Genomic DNA, 17,013 nt, shown 5'->3' on the forward strand with positions numbered 1-17,013 from the left:
CATCGATCCTGCCTTAAACCGGATTAGAAACGCAATGCGGAAACGGTTCAGGCATCCGACGGGCTGAGTAGGAAATTACCTTTCAAGTCTGCTCCTGCGTCCGACTCCAGCGTCTGAACCTGGGCTTCGTCCTTCAGACTGACCCCTGATAACTGCCGCCGACAGGCTTCGCGCATCAAATACAGCAAGCGGTGTGCCGCCATGCCGTAACTCAAGCCTTCGAGCCGGACATTCGAGATGCAGTTGCGGTAAGCATCCGTCAGTCCGACCTTGGGATTATAGGTGAAATACAGGCCCAGGCTGTCTGGCGAGCTTAATCCAGGGCGTTCGCCGATCAGTATGACCACCATTTTCGCACCGAGCAGCTCGCCGATCTCGTCGGCCACCGCAACCCGGCCTTGCTCCACCAGAATCACTGGCGACAGGGACCAGCCTTCGATAGCTGTCTGTTCTTCCATCCGTGCCAGAAACGGCAAGGTGTGGCGATGAACGGCCAGTGCCGAGAGACCATCGGCCACTACTACAGCCAGATCCACCCCGCCAGGATGGGCTCGCGCGTAATCACGCAGTGTCTGCGCCGATTCGTCACTCAACTTGCGCCCCAAATCGGGGCGCTGCAAATAGCTGTTCCGGTCCGTGGCGGCGCTGTGCAGCAGCAAGCTCTCACGTCCACGCGCGGTCAGTTGCGAACTGAGCCCCGGGTGGTCGAAGGGCAGGTGTACCGCATCCCGGGCCTGGGCATGGGCGTACTGGAAATCCAGCTGCGCGCGGGTCGGCATACTGGTGCCGGTGCGACCCAGTGCAATTCGCGCAGGGGTCAGACGGCGAAGTTCCTGCCATGGGTTCTGCGGATCGACGGGTGGTTTATCCATATCAACACTCATCCCAGTTGCGCCAATGCCTGGCGGAAGGCCGGTGGCAGGCTGTTGCCGAAGTGAATTTTGCCGTCCGCCTGGGTGAAGATGCCCATGTTCGCCAGCCACTGTTCAAACTCCGGCGCCGGTTTCAGGCCCAGGGTTTGTCGGGCGTAGAGGGCGTCGTGGAACGAGGTGGTCTGGTAGTTGAGCATGATGTCGTCGGAGCCGGGGATGCCCATGATGAAATTAATCCCGGCCACGCTCAGCAAGGTCAGCAGAGTATCCATGTCGTCCTGGTCGGCTTCGGCATGGTTGGTGTAACAGATATCGCAGCCCATGGGCACACCCAGAAGCTTGCCGCAGAAGTGGTCTTCGAGGCCGGCGCGGATGATTTGCTTGCCGTTATAGAGGTATTCCGGGCCGATGAAGCCTACGACGGTGTTCACCAGAAACGGTTTGAAATGGCGCGCCACGGCGTAGGCGCGGGTTTCACAGGTCTGTTGATCGATGCCATGGTGGGCGTTGGCCGACAAGGCACTGCCTTGGCCGGTCTCGAAATACATCAGATTTTGGCCCAGTGTGCCGCGATTCAGGCTCAAACCCGCGTCATAGCCTTCCTGTAAAACGTTGAGGTTGATACCGAAACTGGCGTTGGCCGCTTCGGTGCCGGCGATCGACTGGAACACCAGGTCCAGCGGAACCCCGCGATTCACCGCTTCGATGGACGTGGTGACGTGGGTCAGTACGCAGGCCTGTGTCGGAATGTCGTAGCGCTGGATGATCGCGTCGAGCATTTCCAGCATGGCGCAGATCGAAGCAATGCTGTCGGTGGCCGGGTTGATGCCGATCATCGCGTCGCCGTTGCCGTACAGCAGGCCGTCGAGAATGCTGGCGGCGATGCCGGCCGGTTCGTCGGTGGGATGATTGGGCTGCAAGCGCGTCGAGAGCCGGCCGCGCAGGCCCAGGGTGCCGCGGAACTGGGTGACCACGCGGATTTTCTGCGCCACCAGCACCAGGTCTTGCACGCGCATGATCTTCGACACGGCGGCGACCATTTCCGGGGTCAGGCCGGGGGCGAGGGCGCGCAGGCTTTGTTCGTCGGCGGCTTCGCTGAGCAGCCAGTCGCGAAAACCGCCGACGGTGAGGTGGGCGACCACCTTGAAGGCTTGCTTGTCGTGGGTGTCGATGATCAGTCGGGTGACTTCATCCGCTTCGTAAGGAATCAGCACTTCCTCCAGGAAGTGGGTCAGCGGGGTGTCGGCCAGGGCCATCTGCGCGGCCACCCGTTCGCCATCGTTGAGGGCGGCAACGCCGGCCAGAAAGTCCCCGGAGCGCGCCGGGCTGGCTTTGGCCATGACGTCCTTGAGGCTGTTGAAGCGGTAGGTCTGGGCGCCGACGGTATGGGCAAATACGGCCATGGGACGGTGTCCTCCTGGTGAGTACAAGTCTTGAAAACACTGAGCATCCTGTGGGAGCGGGCTTGCCCGCGATGCGAGCAACTCGGTTCAACAGTTGCACCGCAGTGATGCAATCGCGGGCAAGTCGGATCGCCGCACCGCCGCTCCCACAGGGTTTGCGCTGTATCAGGGCAAACGCCGGGGGTTGAGCCCGGCGCCGGTGCAATTCAAATGCCTTCGAGCATCGCATCCGCCGGTGCATCGGCACGTTGTTTGGCGGTCAGTTGGAAATACAGGTAACCGGCCACCATGAAGCCGAGGAATACACAGCCGATCAGCGTGTTGAACCAGGCCATCGCCACCAGACACACCACCGCCAGAAACAGCGCGATCCCTGGCACGATCGGATAGCCCGGCGCACGGAAGGTGCGTTCCAGGTTGGGTTCGGTTTTACGCAGTTTGAACAGGCTCAGCATACTGATGATGTACATCACGATGGCGCCGAATACCGACATGGTGATCATTGCAGCCGTCAGCGTCATGCCTTGCAGGTTGACCAGGCCGTCGCTGTAGATCGCCGCAATGCCGATCACGCCGCCCGCCAGGATTGCCCGGTGCGGGGTCTGGAAACGCGAGAGTTTGGCCAGCCCTTTGGGCAGGTAGCCGGCGCGAGCCAAGGCGAAGAACTGTCGCGAATAGCCCAGAATGATCCCGTGGAAGCTCGCCACCAGACCGAACAGGCCGATCCACACCAGCATGTGCATCCAGCTCGAATTGTTGCCGACCACCGCTTTCATCGCCTGAGGCAGCGGGTCGTTGATGTTCGACAGTTGGCGCCAGTCGCCAACACCGCCCGCCATGACCATCACGCCGATAGCGAGGAACACCAGGGTCAGAATGCCACTGACGTAGGCTTTGGGAATCGTGCGTTTCGGGTCCTTGGCTTCCTCGGCGGCCATGGCTGCGCCTTCAATGGCGAGGAAAAACCAGATCGCGAAGGGAATTGCCGCGAAGATGCCGGGAATCGAGGCCATGGTGAACTCGTTGGAACCCGACCAGCCGTTGAGTACGAAGTTACTGAAGCTGAAGCCCGGCGCGACCACGCCCATGAACACCAGCAATTCAGCGACGGCAAGCACGGTGACCACCAATTCGAAGGTAGCCGCGATACTGACGCCGAGGATATTCAAGCCCATGAACACGAAATAAGCGCCGACGGCGGCGACCTTCGGGTCCAGCTCCGGGTATTGCACGTTGAGGTAGGCGCCGATGGCCATGGCGATCGCTGGTGGCGCAAAAACGAATTCGATCAGGGTGGCGATGCCGGCGATCAGTCCGCCTCGTTCGCCGAAGGCCCGGCGGCTGTAGGCAAACGGCCCGCCAGCGTGGGGAATGGCGGTGGTCAATTCGGTGAAACTGAAGATGAAGCAGGTGTACATCGTCGCCACCATTAATGCGGTGACGAGAAAACCCAGAGTGCCTGCGGTGCCCCAGCCGTAACTCCAGCCGAAATACTCGCCGGAAATCACCAGGCCGACGGCAATGCCCCATAGATGCAGGGTGCCGAGTGTGGGTTTGAGCTGTGTAGTAGAAGTCATAAGTCCTCTCTGTCTTTTTTATTGTTTGATCTGTTGGACTTTCGGGTATGGCGTTTTCGTGTAATGCGGGCACGCAAAGCCCGTGCCAGACAAGCAGGGCGATGATTTACGGTGCGTTCAAGGACGCCATCGCGGGCAAGCCCGCTCCCACCGGGTTATGGAGGAATTCACCTATTGGGGGTGACCCAAAATCACTGTGGGAGCGGGCTTGCCCGCGATGACCATCTGAAGGGCGATACAGAACTACCTGTATCGCCCCCCGGTTTTTAGAAGAAGCCCAACGGATTGATGTCGTAGCTCACCAGCAGGTTTTTGGTCTGCTGATAGTGATCGAGCATCATTTTGTGGGTTTCACGGCCGACGCCGGACTTTTTGTAACCGCCGAATGCGGCGTGCGCCGGGTACAGGTGGTAGCAGTTGGTCCATACGCGACCGGCCTTGATGGCGCGGCCCACGCGGTAGGCGCGGTTGATGTCGCGGGTCCAGAGGCCGGCACCCAGGCCGAACTCGGTGTCGTTGGCGATGGCCAGGGCCTCGGCTTCGTCCTTGAAGGTGGTGATGCTCACCACCGGGCCGAAGATTTCTTCCTGGAACACGCGCATTTTGTTGGTGCCCTTGAGCAGGGTCGGCTGGATGTAATACCCGGTCGCCAGGCTGCCCTCGAGTTTTTCTACTTTGCCGCCGGTCAGCAGTTCGGCGCCTTCACCCTTGGCGATATCCAGGTACGAAAGGATTTTGTCGAATTGCTGCTCGGATGCCTGGGCGCCGACCATGGTGTCGGTGTCCAGCGGGTCGCCGCGCTTGATCTGCAGGACTTTATTCATGACGACTTTCATGAACTCGTCATAGATCGACTCTTGCACCAGCGCGCGGGACGGGCAGGTGCAGACTTCGCCCTGGTTGAAGAACGCCAGCACCAGACCTTCAGCGGCTTTCTCGATGAAGGACGGTTCGGCCTGCATGACGTCTTCGAAGAAGATATTCGGCGACTTGCCTCCCAGCTCCACGGTGGATGGAATGATGTTTTCGGCGGCGCATTTCATGATGTGCGAGCCGACAGGAGTCGAACCGGTGAAGGCGATCTTGGCGATGCGTTTGCTGGTGGCCAGGGCTTCACCGGCTTCCTTGCCGAAGCCTTGCACCACGTTGAGCACGCCAGGTGGCAGCAGGTCGCCGATCAGCTCCATCAGCACGGTAATGCCCAGCGGGGTTTGCTCGGCTGGTTTGAGGACGATGCAGTTACCGGCGGCCAGGGCCGGGGCGAGTTTCCAGGCGGCCATCAGAATCGGGAAGTTCCAGGGGATGATCTGACCGACCACGCCCAGCGGTTCATGGATGTGATAGGCCACGGTATTACCGTCGATCTCGGCGGCACTGCCTTCCTGGGCGCGGATGCAACCGGCGAAGTAGCGGAAGTGGTCGGCGGCCAGCGGGATGTCGGCGTTGAGGGTTTCGCGCACGGCTTTGCCGTTGTCCCAGGATTCGGTGATCGCCAGCAGTTCCAGGTTCTGCTCGATGCGATCGGCGATTTTCAGCAGCACCAGCGAGCGTGCCTGGGCGGACGTGGCGCCCCAGGCATCGGCGGCGGCATGGGCAGCGTCCAGGGCTTTTTCGATGTCTTCGGCCGTGGAACGCGGGAATTCGGCAATCGGTTGGCCGTTGACCGGCGAGGTGTTGGTGAAGTACTGACCTTTGACAGGCGCGACGAACTCGCCGCCGATGTAGTTACCGTACTTGCTCTTGAACGAAACGATAGCGCCTTCAGTACCGGGGTGAGCGTAACGCATGATGGGTTTCTCCTTGGCTTTTGTGCTTATAAGGGAGGACGCGCCAGAGCGCTGCATAAGCGTAGAGCAAAGGTCGGGCCAGCGCCTTGCAAGTCAGGTAAATCAAGGGCTTGTGTATTTTTTGTCGGACGGATGGGCGGCGTTTGTGACGCTTGCGGTACAGCCCCTGTGACACTTTGTACCGTTTGTGGCACAGGCTGTGACTGATCGGTCTTGCCAGCATTGCAATGCATTGGTGGCTGGAGGATGCTGGGCTTCAAATGGCCACACAGGCAATTCATTGTGGCGAGGGAGCTTGTGTGGCGAGGGGGCTTGCCCCCGTTGGGCTGCGAAGCAGCCCCCAAACCAGTCACCTCTATTTCCCGGATACACCGCATACACAGGATTTACGACTGCTGCGCAGCCGAACGGGGGCAAGCCCCCTCGCCACAGGAAGTGGTTATAGGTAAGCACTCACCTTTCGGGGAGAACAATAAGAAATGCACGACAACCATTTGAGTCGCCATGCCCAGCAAGTGTTGACCGTGACCCAGGGTAAGTCCCACCTGCACGGCCCCGGCAGCGATCCGTCCATTGCCCGCTCCTGGTTGCGGTGCCTTGAGGACTATCACCTCGACCCGGCCCTGACCATGGCGCCGACGGTGCTGGAACATGGTCGCATCCTGGAAAGCCGCGAACGCTTGCAGCAAGTGCTGCAGATCGCCGGCAACGAAATGACCAGCCTCCACCAGCAACTCTCCGGCGCCGGCCACGCCGTGTTGCTGACTGACGCCCGCGGGGTGATCCTCAACTGCGTCACCGCGCCCGCCGAACGGAAGATTTTCGAACGCGCTGGCCTTTGGCTGGGCGCCGACTGGAGCGAAGCCTGCGAAGGCACCAATGGCATCGGCACCTGCCTGGTGGAGCGCCAGTCCCTGACCATCCACCAGGACGAACACTTTCGTGGCCGCCACACCGGCCTGACCTGCTCGGCAAGCCCGGTGTTCGACCCTCACGGTGAATTGTTGGCAGTGCTCGACGTATCTTCGGCGCGTCACGAGGTTTCACGGCAGAGCCAGTTTCACACCATGGCCCTGGTCAATCTGTCGGCGAAGATGATCGAGAGCTGCTATTTCCTGCGTTACTTCGACAATCAATGGTTGCTGCGTTTTCACTTGCAGGCCGAATCTGTCGGGCTGTTCAGCGAAGGGCTGTTGGCGTTCGACGGGGAAGGGCGGATCAGTGCGGTCAATCAGAGCGCGCTGAATTTGCTGGGGCATATTCGTGGTGGACTGTTGGGCCAACCGGTGGCGGCGTTTTTCGATTGCTCGCTGGATGAGTTGCTCGGCCGCGCGAGCGCCAATGCCAGCGCCAGTTGGCCATTGCGCACCCGTGACGGGCGGCGGCTGTTTGCGGTGTTGCGCGGGCAGCCGCGCAGCATTCCTGTTCCCGTGGTGCAAAGCCCGGCAGTGGCCGAGCGTCCAAGGCTGTTGGGTATTTGCCTGGGCGATGCCGCGTTACAAGAAGACTTCCGCAAGGCCTTGCGGGTGTTCGAGCGGGATGTGCCGTTGCTGATCAACGGCGAAACCGGTTCAGGCAAGGAGGCTTTCGCCAAAGCGGTGCATCAGGCCAGTCAACGGGCGGAAAAATCGTTCGTCGCCCTCAATTGCGCGGCGATCCCCGAAAGCCTGATCGAAAGCGAGCTGTTCGGCTATCGCGGCGGCAGTTTCACCGGTGCCCGCAAGGAAGGCATGCGCGGCAAGTTGCAGCAGGCCGATGGCGGGACTTTATTCCTGGATGAAATCGGCGACATGCCGCTGACCATGCAAACCCGGCTATTAAGGGTGCTGGAAGACCGCCAGGTGGTGCCGATTGGCGGCGAGCCGGAATCGGTCAATGTACGGATCATCAGCGCTACTCACCGCAACCTGCTCGAAAGGGTGCAGGACGGCAGTTTTCGTGAGGATTTGTATTACCGGCTCAATGGGCTGGAGGTTGCCTTGCCGGCGTTGCGTGAGCGCACGGACAAATCACAGTTGCTCGACTTTCTGCTGGCCGAAGAGGCGGGCGGGGAGAGCGTGTTGATTGATGCCCCGGCGCGGCAGGCGTTGCTGGATTTCGCCTGGCCGGGGAACGTGCGGCAGTTGCGCAATGTGCTGCGGACCCTGACGGCGTTGTGTGACGGCGGTCGGATCGGGCTGGAAGATTTGCCGGCGATGATTCGTCAGGCCCGGCCGGTGACGGTGGCGACAATTGAAGAACCGTCCGAGTATCCGCTGGACGATGCCGAGCGGTTGGCGTTGCTCAGCGCACTGGAGCAGCAGCGCTGGCACATGACCCACACCGCCGAACAGCTGGGGGTCAGCCGCAATACCCTCTACAGAAAGCTGCGAAAACACGGCATCGCCCGGTAAACCGCGTCGCGGCGCGGGCAAGTCGGATCGCCGCACCGCCGCTCCCACAAAGGCAACGCGAACCCTGTGGGAGCGGGCTTGCCCGCGATGGCGTCAGAGAGACCGAAACACAAGGTGCGATTTTCCCCTCCCTACGCTAACCTGCGGCCATGTTTTACGAGGTCGACTATGCACATTCATATTCTTGGTATTTGCGGCACTTTCATGGGTTCGATGGCGGTTCTGGCCAAAGAGCTGGGCCATCATGTGACCGGCTCCGATGCCAACGTCTATCCGCCGATGAGCACTCAGCTGCAAGCCCAGGGCATTGAGTTGACCCAAGGTTACGACCCGGCGCAACTCGATCCGGCCCCGGACCTGGTGGTGATCGGCAATGCCATGTCCCGCGGCAACCCGGCCGTCGAGTACGTGTTGAACAAAGGCCTGCCGTACGTCTCCGGCCCGCAATGGCTGGCCGATCACGTGCTGCAAGGCCGCTGGGTGCTGGCGGTTGCCGGCACTCACGGCAAGACCACCACCAGCAGCATGCTCGCCTGGGTTCTGGAACACGCCGGTATGAGTCCGGGTTTCCTGATCGGCGGCGTGCCGCAGAATTTCTCGGTGTCGGCGCGTCTGGGCGATACGCCGTTTTTCGTGATCGAAGCCGACGAATACGACAGCGCGTTTTTCGATAAGCGCTCCAAGTTTGTTCACTACCGCCCGCGCACGGCGATCCTGAACAATCTGGAGTTCGATCATGCCGACATATTTCCTGATCTGGCGGCCATCGAGCGACAGTTCCACCATTTGGTGCGGACCATTCCGAGCGAAGGTCTGGTGATCCATCCGACCACCGAACCGGCCTTGCAGCGCGTCATCGAAATGGGCTGCTGGACCCCGGTGCAAACCACCGGCGCCGGCGGTCAATGGCAGGTCAAACTACTCAGCGAAGATGGCTCGAAGTTCGAAGTGATGTTCGAAGGCGTCGCTCAAGGCGTGGTCGAGTGGGACATGACCGGTCAGCATAACGTCGCCAACGCCTTGGCCACCCTGGCCGCCGCGCGTCACGTCGGCGTCGTGCCGTCGATGGGGATCGCGGCACTGAGCGCGTTCAAAAGCGTGAAGCGGCGGATGGAGAAAGTCGCTGAAGTCCGTGGCATCACCATTTACGACGACTTCGCTCACCACCCGACCGCCATCGCCACCACCCTCGACGGTTTGCGCAAGCGCATCGGCGATGCACCGCTGATTGCGATCATCGAGCCGCGCTCCAACTCCATGAAGCTCGGCGCTCACCGCGATGGCTTGCCGGAAAGTGTGGTCGATGCCGATCAGGTGATCTGGTATTCGCCGGCCAACCTCGGTTGGGACCTGGGCGCCACGGCGGCATTGTGTACCGTGCCGTCGATCGTCAGCGATTCGCTGGAAGGCATCATCGAGCGGGTGAAGAGCCAGGCCCAGCCTGGCACCCACGTGGTGATCATGAGCAACGGCGGCTTCGGCGGCCTGCACGGCAAACTGGCCGAGGCACTGCAATGAACAACGGCCCGGAACGCATCACGCTGGCGATGACCGGCGCTTCGGGCGCCCAGTACGGCTTGCGTCTGCTCGACTGCCTGGTGCGTGAAGACCGCGAGGTGCACTTCCTGATTTCCAAGGCCGCGCAACTGGTGATGGCCACCGAGACCGATGTCTCGCTGCCGTCCAAACCGCAGATGATGCAAGCCTTCCTCACTGAATACACCGGCGCCGCCGCTGGGCAGATTCGGGTGTACGGCAAGGAAGACTGGATGTCGCCGGTGGCTTCGGGCTCCGGCTCGCCAGCGGCGATGGTGGTGGTGCCGTGTTCCACCGGGACCTTGTCCGCTATCGCGACCGGTGCTTGCAACAACTTGATCGAGCGGGCAGCCGACGTGACGTTGAAGGAGCGCCGCCAGTTGATTCTGGTACCGCGCGAGGCGCCGTATTCGAGCATTCATCTGGAGCATATGCTCAAGTTGTCGAACATGGGCGTGACGATTCTGCCGGCGTCGCCAGGCTTCTATCATCAGCCGCAAACCATTGATGACTTGATCGACTTCGTCGTGGCGCGAATTCTCAATCTGCTGAGTATTCCGCAAGACATGCTGCCGCGTTGGGGCGAGCACCATTTGAGCAGTGATGAATAAGCTGCTGATTATTTTTCTGGCGATGCAACTGGCGGGCTGCGCCACGGCGCGCACCCTCGATGCTGCCAAACCCGGGGCGCCGGTGGTGTATTCGGGGACGCGTCTGGATTTGTATGCGATGAACGGCGGGTGCTGCGCCATGGATAGATATGGCGCAGAGGCGCCGGGTTATCCCGGTGTTGATCTGCCAGCCAGTGCGTTGCTCGATACGCTGCTGTTGCCGCTGTCGTTGTTGACGGTGATTGGCGTAAGTTTTCAAGCGACCGGTGGGTTGTAAAGGTAGCTGCGTTCCCTGTGGCGAGGGGGCTTGCCCCCGTTGGGTCGCGCAGCGACCCTCCGTTTCTTCAGTTGCACCGAATCGCCTGCATTTACGACTGCTTCGCAGCCGAACGGGGCGGTGCGGCGTTCCGACAAGCCCCCTCGCCACGGGTCCGATGTCGGCCTGAGATCATTTGCCCAACTTGCGCAACTCATCCGACTCGACAATCCGCACGCCATCCTGTTCTTCCAGCGCCAGGCGCCACATCGCTCGAGCCAGTTGGCAGGCTTCGATGCCGTGGTATTTGCCCGGAATCAATTTCGACAACGGGCCGGCTACCCGCTCCGCCAGTCGCGGCTCGGCGCGATCGCCCAACAACAGCGAAGGCCGGCAGATGGTCAGCTGCGGCCAGTCCTGCGCGCGCAATGCGTGTTCCATCTCGCCTTTAACCCGGTTGTAGAAAATCGAGGATCTGCGATCGGCCCCCAAGGCACTGATCACTATCAGGTGCCGTGCACCCATTTCCCGGGCGCGCTTGGCGAAGGCCACGACCATGTCCAGGTCAACCGCGCGAAACGCTTCCTCGGAGCCAGCCTGCTTGATCGTGGTGCCGAGGCAGCAGTAGGCGACGTCGACGCGACCGTTCAATTGCGGCAGAAACACCGTCGGGTCACCGACCGGGTTTTCCAAGTGAGGATGTTCGGCCAGTGGCCGGCGTGAGGGGGCTAATACTCGTGCAATCGTGGGCTCATTGAGCAGACGGTCAAGCAAATGCTCACCAGTTAACCCGGTAGCTCCTGCAAGTAATACATGCTGAGGCGTCAAGTACATAATAATTCCCCCTTGATACTGTTCAGCTTAGTTGTTCTTTTCATCCTTGCTGATAGAGACACTTTGCAGGGCCTTTCGTGCCTGCTGCTTGCGTAACAATTGCCAGTGGGCGAGCACGGCTTTCGGTGCCCAGATCTGTGGCTCGGAGGCTTCGAAGTTGTCGGCCAGCTCACGCTCGGCCACGGTGGCACTGGCCCGTTTGAAGGCTTGCTCCAGATCGTCGGTCTGGTTCAACGCCTGGGCGAACAGTGCGTCGCCGAAATAGGTGAAATTGGCTTCTTCCGAACACCCGAAGGATACCCGGTCGGCGCGCGAAGCGGTCATGATCAGGGTGTGTTCATCCTTGAGGGCAGGGATGAAACCGCCGGAATAACAGGACGAAATCACGATAATCTTGTCACGCTTCTTCAGCGGCGCGAGGACGGCGGCGAGTTCGTCGGCCGGCAGGTCGGCCAGTTCCATGCGTGGCTGGTCGAGTACCAGTTCGTGTTCACTGGAGCCATGGCTTGTCAGGTAAATGAACAGCAAGTCTTCCGGGCCACTGCGCTCGGCCAGCGTCTGGGCGGCGCGGCGCAGGTTTTCCCGGGTGGCCATCGGCCGGTCGCCGAGGTGGTCGCGATGGTTGACCAGGCGAATCTGGCCGAAAGCGCCGAAACGGCTGGCGAGCATGTTGGCGACGTAGTCGGATTCGCGCAGGAACACGCTCTGCTTGCCGTCACCGCCCAGGGTCAAGGTGTACAGTTCGACCGCCGGAGTCGAGGCTGGCACGTTGGCCAGTGCTTCGTCGAGCAAGCGGCCCTGGGCCAGCAAGCCGAGTTCCAGGGTATCGGGCAGCAGCTTGCCATCGGCGTCGCGCACGCGCTGACTATTGACCCAGGTGCCGCTCAACACCGTGCCATCGGTCAGCACCAACGTGCCTTTGCCCTGATAGTTGTCGCCGTCGAACTGGCCGATATAGAAACTGCCATCGGCCAGGTTCAAGCGGCCCTGGCCGGTGAAGCGCCAGTCGCTGAACTGACCGATGTAGTGGCTGCCGTCGGCGCCGATCAACTCGCCCTTGCCGTTCAGTACGCCTTCTTTGAACTGACCGATCCAGACATCGCCATCGGCGTTTTCGTAGCGGCCTTTGCCATGCAGTTGATTGTTCTTGAACCCGCCGACGTAGATATCGCCATCGGCGCTGTTGAACGTGCCGTTGCCTTCCAGCTGGCCATCGACGAAATGCCCGGTGAACTGATTGCCGCTGGCATCACTACGCTGGCCTTCGCCGTTGGGTTTGCCGTGAGCGAACTGCCCCTGGTACTGGCTGCCGTCTTCAAGTTCCAGACGACCGAGCCCTGAATATTGGTCGGCCTTGAATTCGCCACGGTAGATCATGGCGTTTTCTTTGAGGGTGCCTTCACCGTCCCGTCGACCGGCCTTGAATCCGCCGGTATAGCTGCTGCCGGTGGTGGTGAGCGTGCCTTGGCCGTCGAACAGCCCCTGCTGGAATTGCCCGCGATAGACCTCTCCGTTGCTGCCGTGCCATTCGCCCTGGCCATGCCATTGGCCTTTGTCGAAGTGGCCGGCGTACCAACTGCCGTTCGGGTAATCGATGCGGCCCTCGCCTTGCAGCAAGCCGTTGACCAGATCACCGCGATAGCGTCCGCCGTCCGGCAGGCGGGCGTCGGGGGGCAACAACGATTTGCCATCGCCGCAAGCGGTAAGCAACAGGGTCAGAGCAAGGAGTACAAGTGAGCGCATAGCGGGATCCGGGCAATTAGGCGACCGAGTATGCCGCAGCTATGTGTCCTTATACAGCGGGTAGAAAAGCAGACGGCGCGAAACAGCGTGAGCTGTTTCGCAATCAGGCATGTGTCAGACGAAGCAGAGGGACAGTGGCTCGGCGATATACGCCGGTTTGTCCGACCCTTCGATTTCCAGCGTGGCGGTGGCCTTGAGCAGCCATTGGCCGGGTTTCTTCTCGGTGACGTCGTTCATGTCGACCTTGAGTCGAACCCTGGAATTGACCTTCACAGGCTGGATGAAACGCACGCTGTCCAGGCCATAGTTGACCACCATCTTCGCGCCTTCGGGCAGGATGAGGATGTCTTCCATCAGTTTGGGGATCAGTGACAACGACAGGAAACCATGGGCGATGGTGCTGCCAAAAGGTGTTTGCGCGGCTTTGACCGGGTCGACATGGATGAACTGATAATCGCCTGTGGCTTCTGCGAACAGGTTGATGCGTTCCTGATCGATGGTGAGCCATTGGGAACGTCCGAGTTCCTTGCCGACATAATCTTTGAGCTCTGCAACTGGAACATAGGGCATTGAGACTCTCCTTGGGTTCATCGGATTTATAGTTTTTTGAGTGGGGGGCTTGACCTCCCTGCGAACCACTTTAGATCAACATGACAAATTGCTCCGGTCAACTGACCATGCTTTTGGCGAATGCCGACTCATAGCGTGCTTATAATGTCGGGCCCCTTCTTTGTGGGGAGAGCGTGCAGGAGATGATGGATGTTGTTACGTGGCCTGACCTGGCTGGTGCTGTTTCAATTGCTCGGCACTGCCCTCAATCATCTGTTTTTGCCAGTGCTGCCGGGGCCGATTATTGGCCTGCTGTTGCTGCTGGGGTATCTGATCAGCCGCGGTCAAGTCGGCGAACCGTTGAACCTCGCCGCCAGTAGTCTGCTGCGATACCTACCGTTGCTGCTGGTGCCGCCGGCCGTGGGTGTGATGGTCTACGCCGCTGACATAGCCGCGGATTTCTGGGCGATCACCGGTGCACTGGTGCTGTCGCTGGTGCTGTCGATGGCCTTCGCCGGGGTGTTGATGCAGCGCATGATCAAGCCTCATGCCCACCCCGAGGACAGCCAATGATGTTCGATTGGCATGGCGCCTGGGCGTCGGTGATTCATCATCCATTGTTCGGTATCGGCATTACGCTGGGCGCGTATCAGTTGGTGCTGGCGGCGTTCGAGAAAACCCGCTGGATTTTTCTGCAGCCGGTGCTGGTCTCCATGCTGCTGGTCATCGGTGTGCTGGTCAGTTGTGGCCTGAGCTACGTCGAGTACCGTAAAAGCACTGAGATCCTCAGTATCTTGCTCGGGCCGGCCACCGTTGCGCTGGCGGTGCCGCTGTACCTCAACCTGCGGCGGATTCGACAGTTGTTCTGGCCGATATTTACTACGCTGGTGATAGGTGGGGTGGTCGCCACGGGCCTGGGTGTGCTGCTGGGCTGGTGGTTTGGCGCCGAACACATGATCCTGATGACCATGGCCCCCAAGTCGGTCACCTCGCCGATTGCCATGCTGGTGGCGGAGCAGATCGGTGGCGTCGCGGCACTGGCCGCGGTGTTCGTGTTGATTACCGGGGTGATCGGAGCGATCTTCGGGCCGAGTCTTTTGACCCGTCTCGGTGTCCACAGCCCTGAGGCCCGCGGTATGGCCCTGGGCATGACTGCCCATGCGGTCGGCACCTCCGTGGCCTTGCAGGAAAGTGAAGAGTGCGGCGCCTTCGCGGCGCTGGCGATGAGTCTGATGGGCGTGGCCACGGCGGTGTTCCTGCCGTTGGCGGTGTCGATGGTGGTGTAAGGAAATGTCTATGAGTCTGCCGCTTTTTCCGCTGAACACGGTGCTGTTTCCGGATTGCATCCTCGACTTGCAGATATTCGAGGCGCGCTACCTGGACATGATCAGTCGCTGCATGAAACAGGGCAGCGGCTTCGGCGTGGTGTGCATTCTCGAGGGCGAAGAAGTCGGCGTCGCTCCTGAAGGCTACGCACGGGTGGGGTGTGAGGCGCTCATCACCGATTTCCATCAGCAGGACAATGGCCTGTTGGGCATTCGGGTAAAGGGTGGGCGGCGTTTCCACGTGGTGCGCACCGAGGTGCAACGCGACCAGTTGATCGTCGCCGAAGTCGAGTGGCTCAAAGATGAGCCTGAACAACCGCTACAGGATGAAGACGCCGACCTGGTCGCGCTGCTCAAGGCCTTGGCGGAACACCCGATGGTCGAAGCACTGAGCATGGGCACCGACGCGACAGGGCAACAGTCGTTGGCCAATCAATTGGCATATCTGCTGCCGTTCGCCGAAGTGGACAAGATCGACCTGCTGCAACTCGATGATCCGCAGCAGCGACTGGATGCGATCCAGGCGCTGCTCGATGAGTTGCAGGGTGAGTTATTTGCCTGATTTCAGGTAATTGATTGCGCGGGTAAGTTGAACGCCGCGTTAACTCTGATTTTCCGACAGTGAAGGCCAGACGATATCGTTGGCAAACCACTCCTTGTCGCCACTGAGCAAAAGAACCGGTTTGCCAGCCGCTGCAACCTCAGTGATCAGACGGTCATATTCATCTGTGTTGTTGGCGCCAGAGTGTGTTCGTTCTTCCACTCCACTGGCGTAGCTGTCATCGGCGGCATCGGCGTGATCCTGGAGATCTTTGACGCGTACCGCTTTTTGGTAGCCGGAATCAAATACCCAGATCCGATCGGCGCTGATGCCTCGTCTCGAGACTGAAAGCAGTGCTTCCAGATCATCCTCGGGGAACCAGTTCGGGCCGTTTGCTGCGCGGTTGAACGCATGGTTTTCTTCGCCCAGTACGATTTCCATGTTTCGGCTGTCGATTGCATAAACGAACTGAATTTGTTGTTTGTGCCTGGTGGTTTCGTAGTTGCGCTCCAGGTCGAGTTGCAGCGAACTGTCAGAGTCTGAGCCGCTGCTGGCGATTTGCGAGGTAGTGGAAACATCGGAGGCGTTGGAGGCATCGGAGTCGTCGCTGGCGTCATCGGGTTGCTTGCCCGGGTATTTATTGGTTTGACTGTTGTAAAGCAGATACTCCGGGTCCGGCTCGTCCGCACCATACATTTTTGCCGCCTTCAAACTCACTGTGACGCTCATGGCTTTTTGGGTGGTTGCATAGGGTTTGTGGTTGTAGCGGGGCAGCATCCAGCCATCATTTGCCAGTTCAAACGGTGTGCGTTCATCCCCCCTGAATACACCAGGGATATCGGTCCGGTACAGGCAGTTGTTTCTGTTTCGCAAGTAGCCAGCCTTTACCAGAAAGCTATCGAGAAACTCGTTGGTCAAACTGAGATGAAGCTCATACAGGCCGGTAGCTGCTGTTCCGTTCCTCAGGTGACGCAGATTTGGCTCTATCTCGCTGTACAGCAGGTCGTGTCGACGAGGATTGCCAGTATCCCTGCTCATCTGCTTATGCTGTTCAGCCCATTCGGGAATCTTGAGATTTTCCAGCATGTCCTTGTACAGACGCGTTTGCTGTCCCGGGGATAAATTGTACGACCTTAGAAGTGTTTCCAGCTCGTTGGCTGTTTTGTCTGGATACAGCGACTGGAGTGGACCATCGATCAATTGAGCCCGTGGGTTCTGACTCAGTTGCGTATTGCCCGGGCGTGGGCTTGCAGGGGCGTCCTCAACGCTCCGTTGCGGACCTGGAGACTGGACTCTTGGATGTTTATCAGGAAGGGTTGTTTCAAGCGCTGACTCATCGGGCAGGGAGCGTTTCAGTGTGACGGATTCTTTCGCCTGAGGCCGTTGACTCCAAGTGGCTTCCCCATCGCTTTTGTAAAGCGCGGGTCCTTGCGGCTGCTTTTTGTAAAGGTCTGTCGCTCGATAAGCCCCGGTGGCGTCATCGAACTCCACATAGACGGTTCCTTCGTTTTTAACGTCCACAAATTTGCGTGCGACGATTGTCCGAAACCCGTGTTCGTCGGGCAGCGGCATAGTTCGCAGCATGG

At 60.0% G+C, this 17,013-nt stretch carries 15 protein-coding genes; 7 read left to right on the plus strand and 8 right to left on the minus strand.

All coding sequences use genetic code 11. From position 1 onward, the window contains the following. Nucleotides 1-47: 47 nt before the first annotated feature. The 4 genes from eutC to J3D54_RS12050 form a co-directional block, all read right to left on the minus strand. Nucleotides 48-872 (minus strand): ethanolamine ammonia-lyase subunit EutC, encoded by an 825-nt coding sequence (eutC, locus tag J3D54_RS12035; protein WP_253418284.1) that lies wholly within the window; start codon nt 870-872, stop codon nt 48-50. Between the two features lie 8 nt (nt 873-880). Then, on the minus strand, nt 881-2,275 hold the full coding sequence (locus J3D54_RS12040) for an ethanolamine ammonia-lyase subunit EutB (protein ID WP_253418285.1): 1,395 nt from the start codon (nt 2,273-2,275) through the stop codon (nt 881-883). A gap of 206 nt (nt 2,276-2,481) precedes the next feature. Next, a complete protein-coding gene (gene eat / locus J3D54_RS12045; protein WP_253418287.1) occupies nt 2,482-3,852 on the minus strand; it encodes an ethanolamine permease in 1,371 nt (456 codons plus the stop codon). A gap of 266 nt (nt 3,853-4,118) precedes the next feature. Next, entirely contained in the window at nt 4,119-5,639 is a 1,521-nt protein-coding gene (locus J3D54_RS12050; protein ID WP_253418289.1) for an aldehyde dehydrogenase family protein, read from the minus strand. 479 nt (nt 5,640-6,118) lie between these two features. Here J3D54_RS12050 and J3D54_RS12055 point away from each other — a divergent pair, with 479 nt between their 5' ends. From J3D54_RS12055 to J3D54_RS12070, 4 genes are all read left to right on the plus strand, one after another. Further along, the gene (locus J3D54_RS12055) at nt 6,119-8,032 is read left to right on the plus strand and encodes a sigma-54-dependent Fis family transcriptional regulator (protein WP_253418291.1); all 1,914 of its coding nucleotides are present in this window, start codon (nt 6,119-6,121) and stop codon (nt 8,030-8,032) included. 168 nt (nt 8,033-8,200) lie between these two features. Beyond that, the gene (gene mpl / locus J3D54_RS12060) at nt 8,201-9,550 is read left to right on the plus strand and encodes a UDP-N-acetylmuramate:L-alanyl-gamma-D-glutamyl-meso-diaminopimelate ligase (protein WP_086945943.1); all 1,350 of its coding nucleotides are present in this window, start codon (nt 8,201-8,203) and stop codon (nt 9,548-9,550) included. Beyond that, on the plus strand, nt 9,547-10,179 hold the full coding sequence (gene ubiX / locus J3D54_RS12065; RefSeq protein ID WP_253418293.1) for a flavin prenyltransferase UbiX: 633 nt from the start codon (nt 9,547-9,549) through the stop codon (nt 10,177-10,179). The genes mpl and ubiX overlap by 4 nt, the downstream gene beginning before the upstream one ends. Continuing rightward, entirely contained in the window at nt 10,172-10,456 is a 285-nt protein-coding gene (locus J3D54_RS12070; RefSeq protein WP_253418295.1) for a YceK/YidQ family lipoprotein, read from the plus strand. The genes ubiX and J3D54_RS12070 overlap by 8 nt, the downstream gene beginning before the upstream one ends. A 171-nt stretch (nt 10,457-10,627) precedes the next feature. Here J3D54_RS12070 and J3D54_RS12075 read toward each other — a convergent pair whose 3' ends face one another. From J3D54_RS12075 to J3D54_RS12085, 3 genes are all read right to left on the minus strand, one after another. Then, on the minus strand, nt 10,628-11,269 hold the full coding sequence (locus J3D54_RS12075; protein ID WP_253418297.1) for an oxidoreductase: 642 nt from the start codon (nt 11,267-11,269) through the stop codon (nt 10,628-10,630). Between the two features lie 27 nt (nt 11,270-11,296). After that, a complete protein-coding gene (locus J3D54_RS12080; protein WP_253418300.1) occupies nt 11,297-13,012 on the minus strand; it encodes a C13 family peptidase in 1,716 nt (571 codons plus the stop codon). A gap of 114 nt (nt 13,013-13,126) precedes the next feature. Continuing rightward, nucleotides 13,127-13,582 carry a MaoC family dehydratase gene (locus tag J3D54_RS12085; RefSeq protein ID WP_007937463.1) on the minus strand — a complete coding sequence of 152 codons (456 nt, stop codon included), beginning with the start codon at nt 13,580-13,582 and terminating at the stop codon, nt 13,127-13,129. Nucleotides 13,583-13,771: 189 nt separating this feature from the next. On the opposite strand from J3D54_RS12085, the gene J3D54_RS12090 reads away from it, so the two are divergent. The 3 genes from J3D54_RS12090 to J3D54_RS12100 are packed head-to-tail and all read left to right on the plus strand — an operon-like array spanning nt 13,772 to nt 15,448. Next, a complete protein-coding gene (locus J3D54_RS12090; RefSeq protein WP_253418301.1) occupies nt 13,772-14,134 on the plus strand; it encodes a CidA/LrgA family protein in 363 nt (120 codons plus the stop codon). Further along, entirely contained in the window at nt 14,131-14,847 is a 717-nt protein-coding gene (locus tag J3D54_RS12095) for an LrgB family protein (RefSeq protein ID WP_253418303.1), read from the plus strand. The genes J3D54_RS12090 and J3D54_RS12095 overlap by 4 nt, the downstream gene beginning before the upstream one ends. A gap of 10 nt (nt 14,848-14,857) precedes the next feature. Continuing rightward, a complete protein-coding gene (locus J3D54_RS12100; protein ID WP_253418305.1) occupies nt 14,858-15,448 on the plus strand; it encodes an LON peptidase substrate-binding domain-containing protein in 591 nt (196 codons plus the stop codon). A gap of 39 nt (nt 15,449-15,487) precedes the next feature. Here J3D54_RS12100 and J3D54_RS12105 read toward each other — a convergent pair whose 3' ends face one another. Next, nucleotides 15,488-16,999 (minus strand): hypothetical protein, encoded by a 1,512-nt coding sequence (locus J3D54_RS12105; RefSeq protein ID WP_253418307.1) that lies wholly within the window; start codon nt 16,997-16,999, stop codon nt 15,488-15,490. Nucleotides 17,000-17,013: the final 14 nt, after the last annotated feature.

Source organism: Pseudomonas sp. GGS8 (assembly GCF_024168645.1).
In the GTDB taxonomy this organism is placed as follows: Bacteria; Pseudomonadota; Gammaproteobacteria; order Pseudomonadales; family Pseudomonadaceae; genus Aquipseudomonas.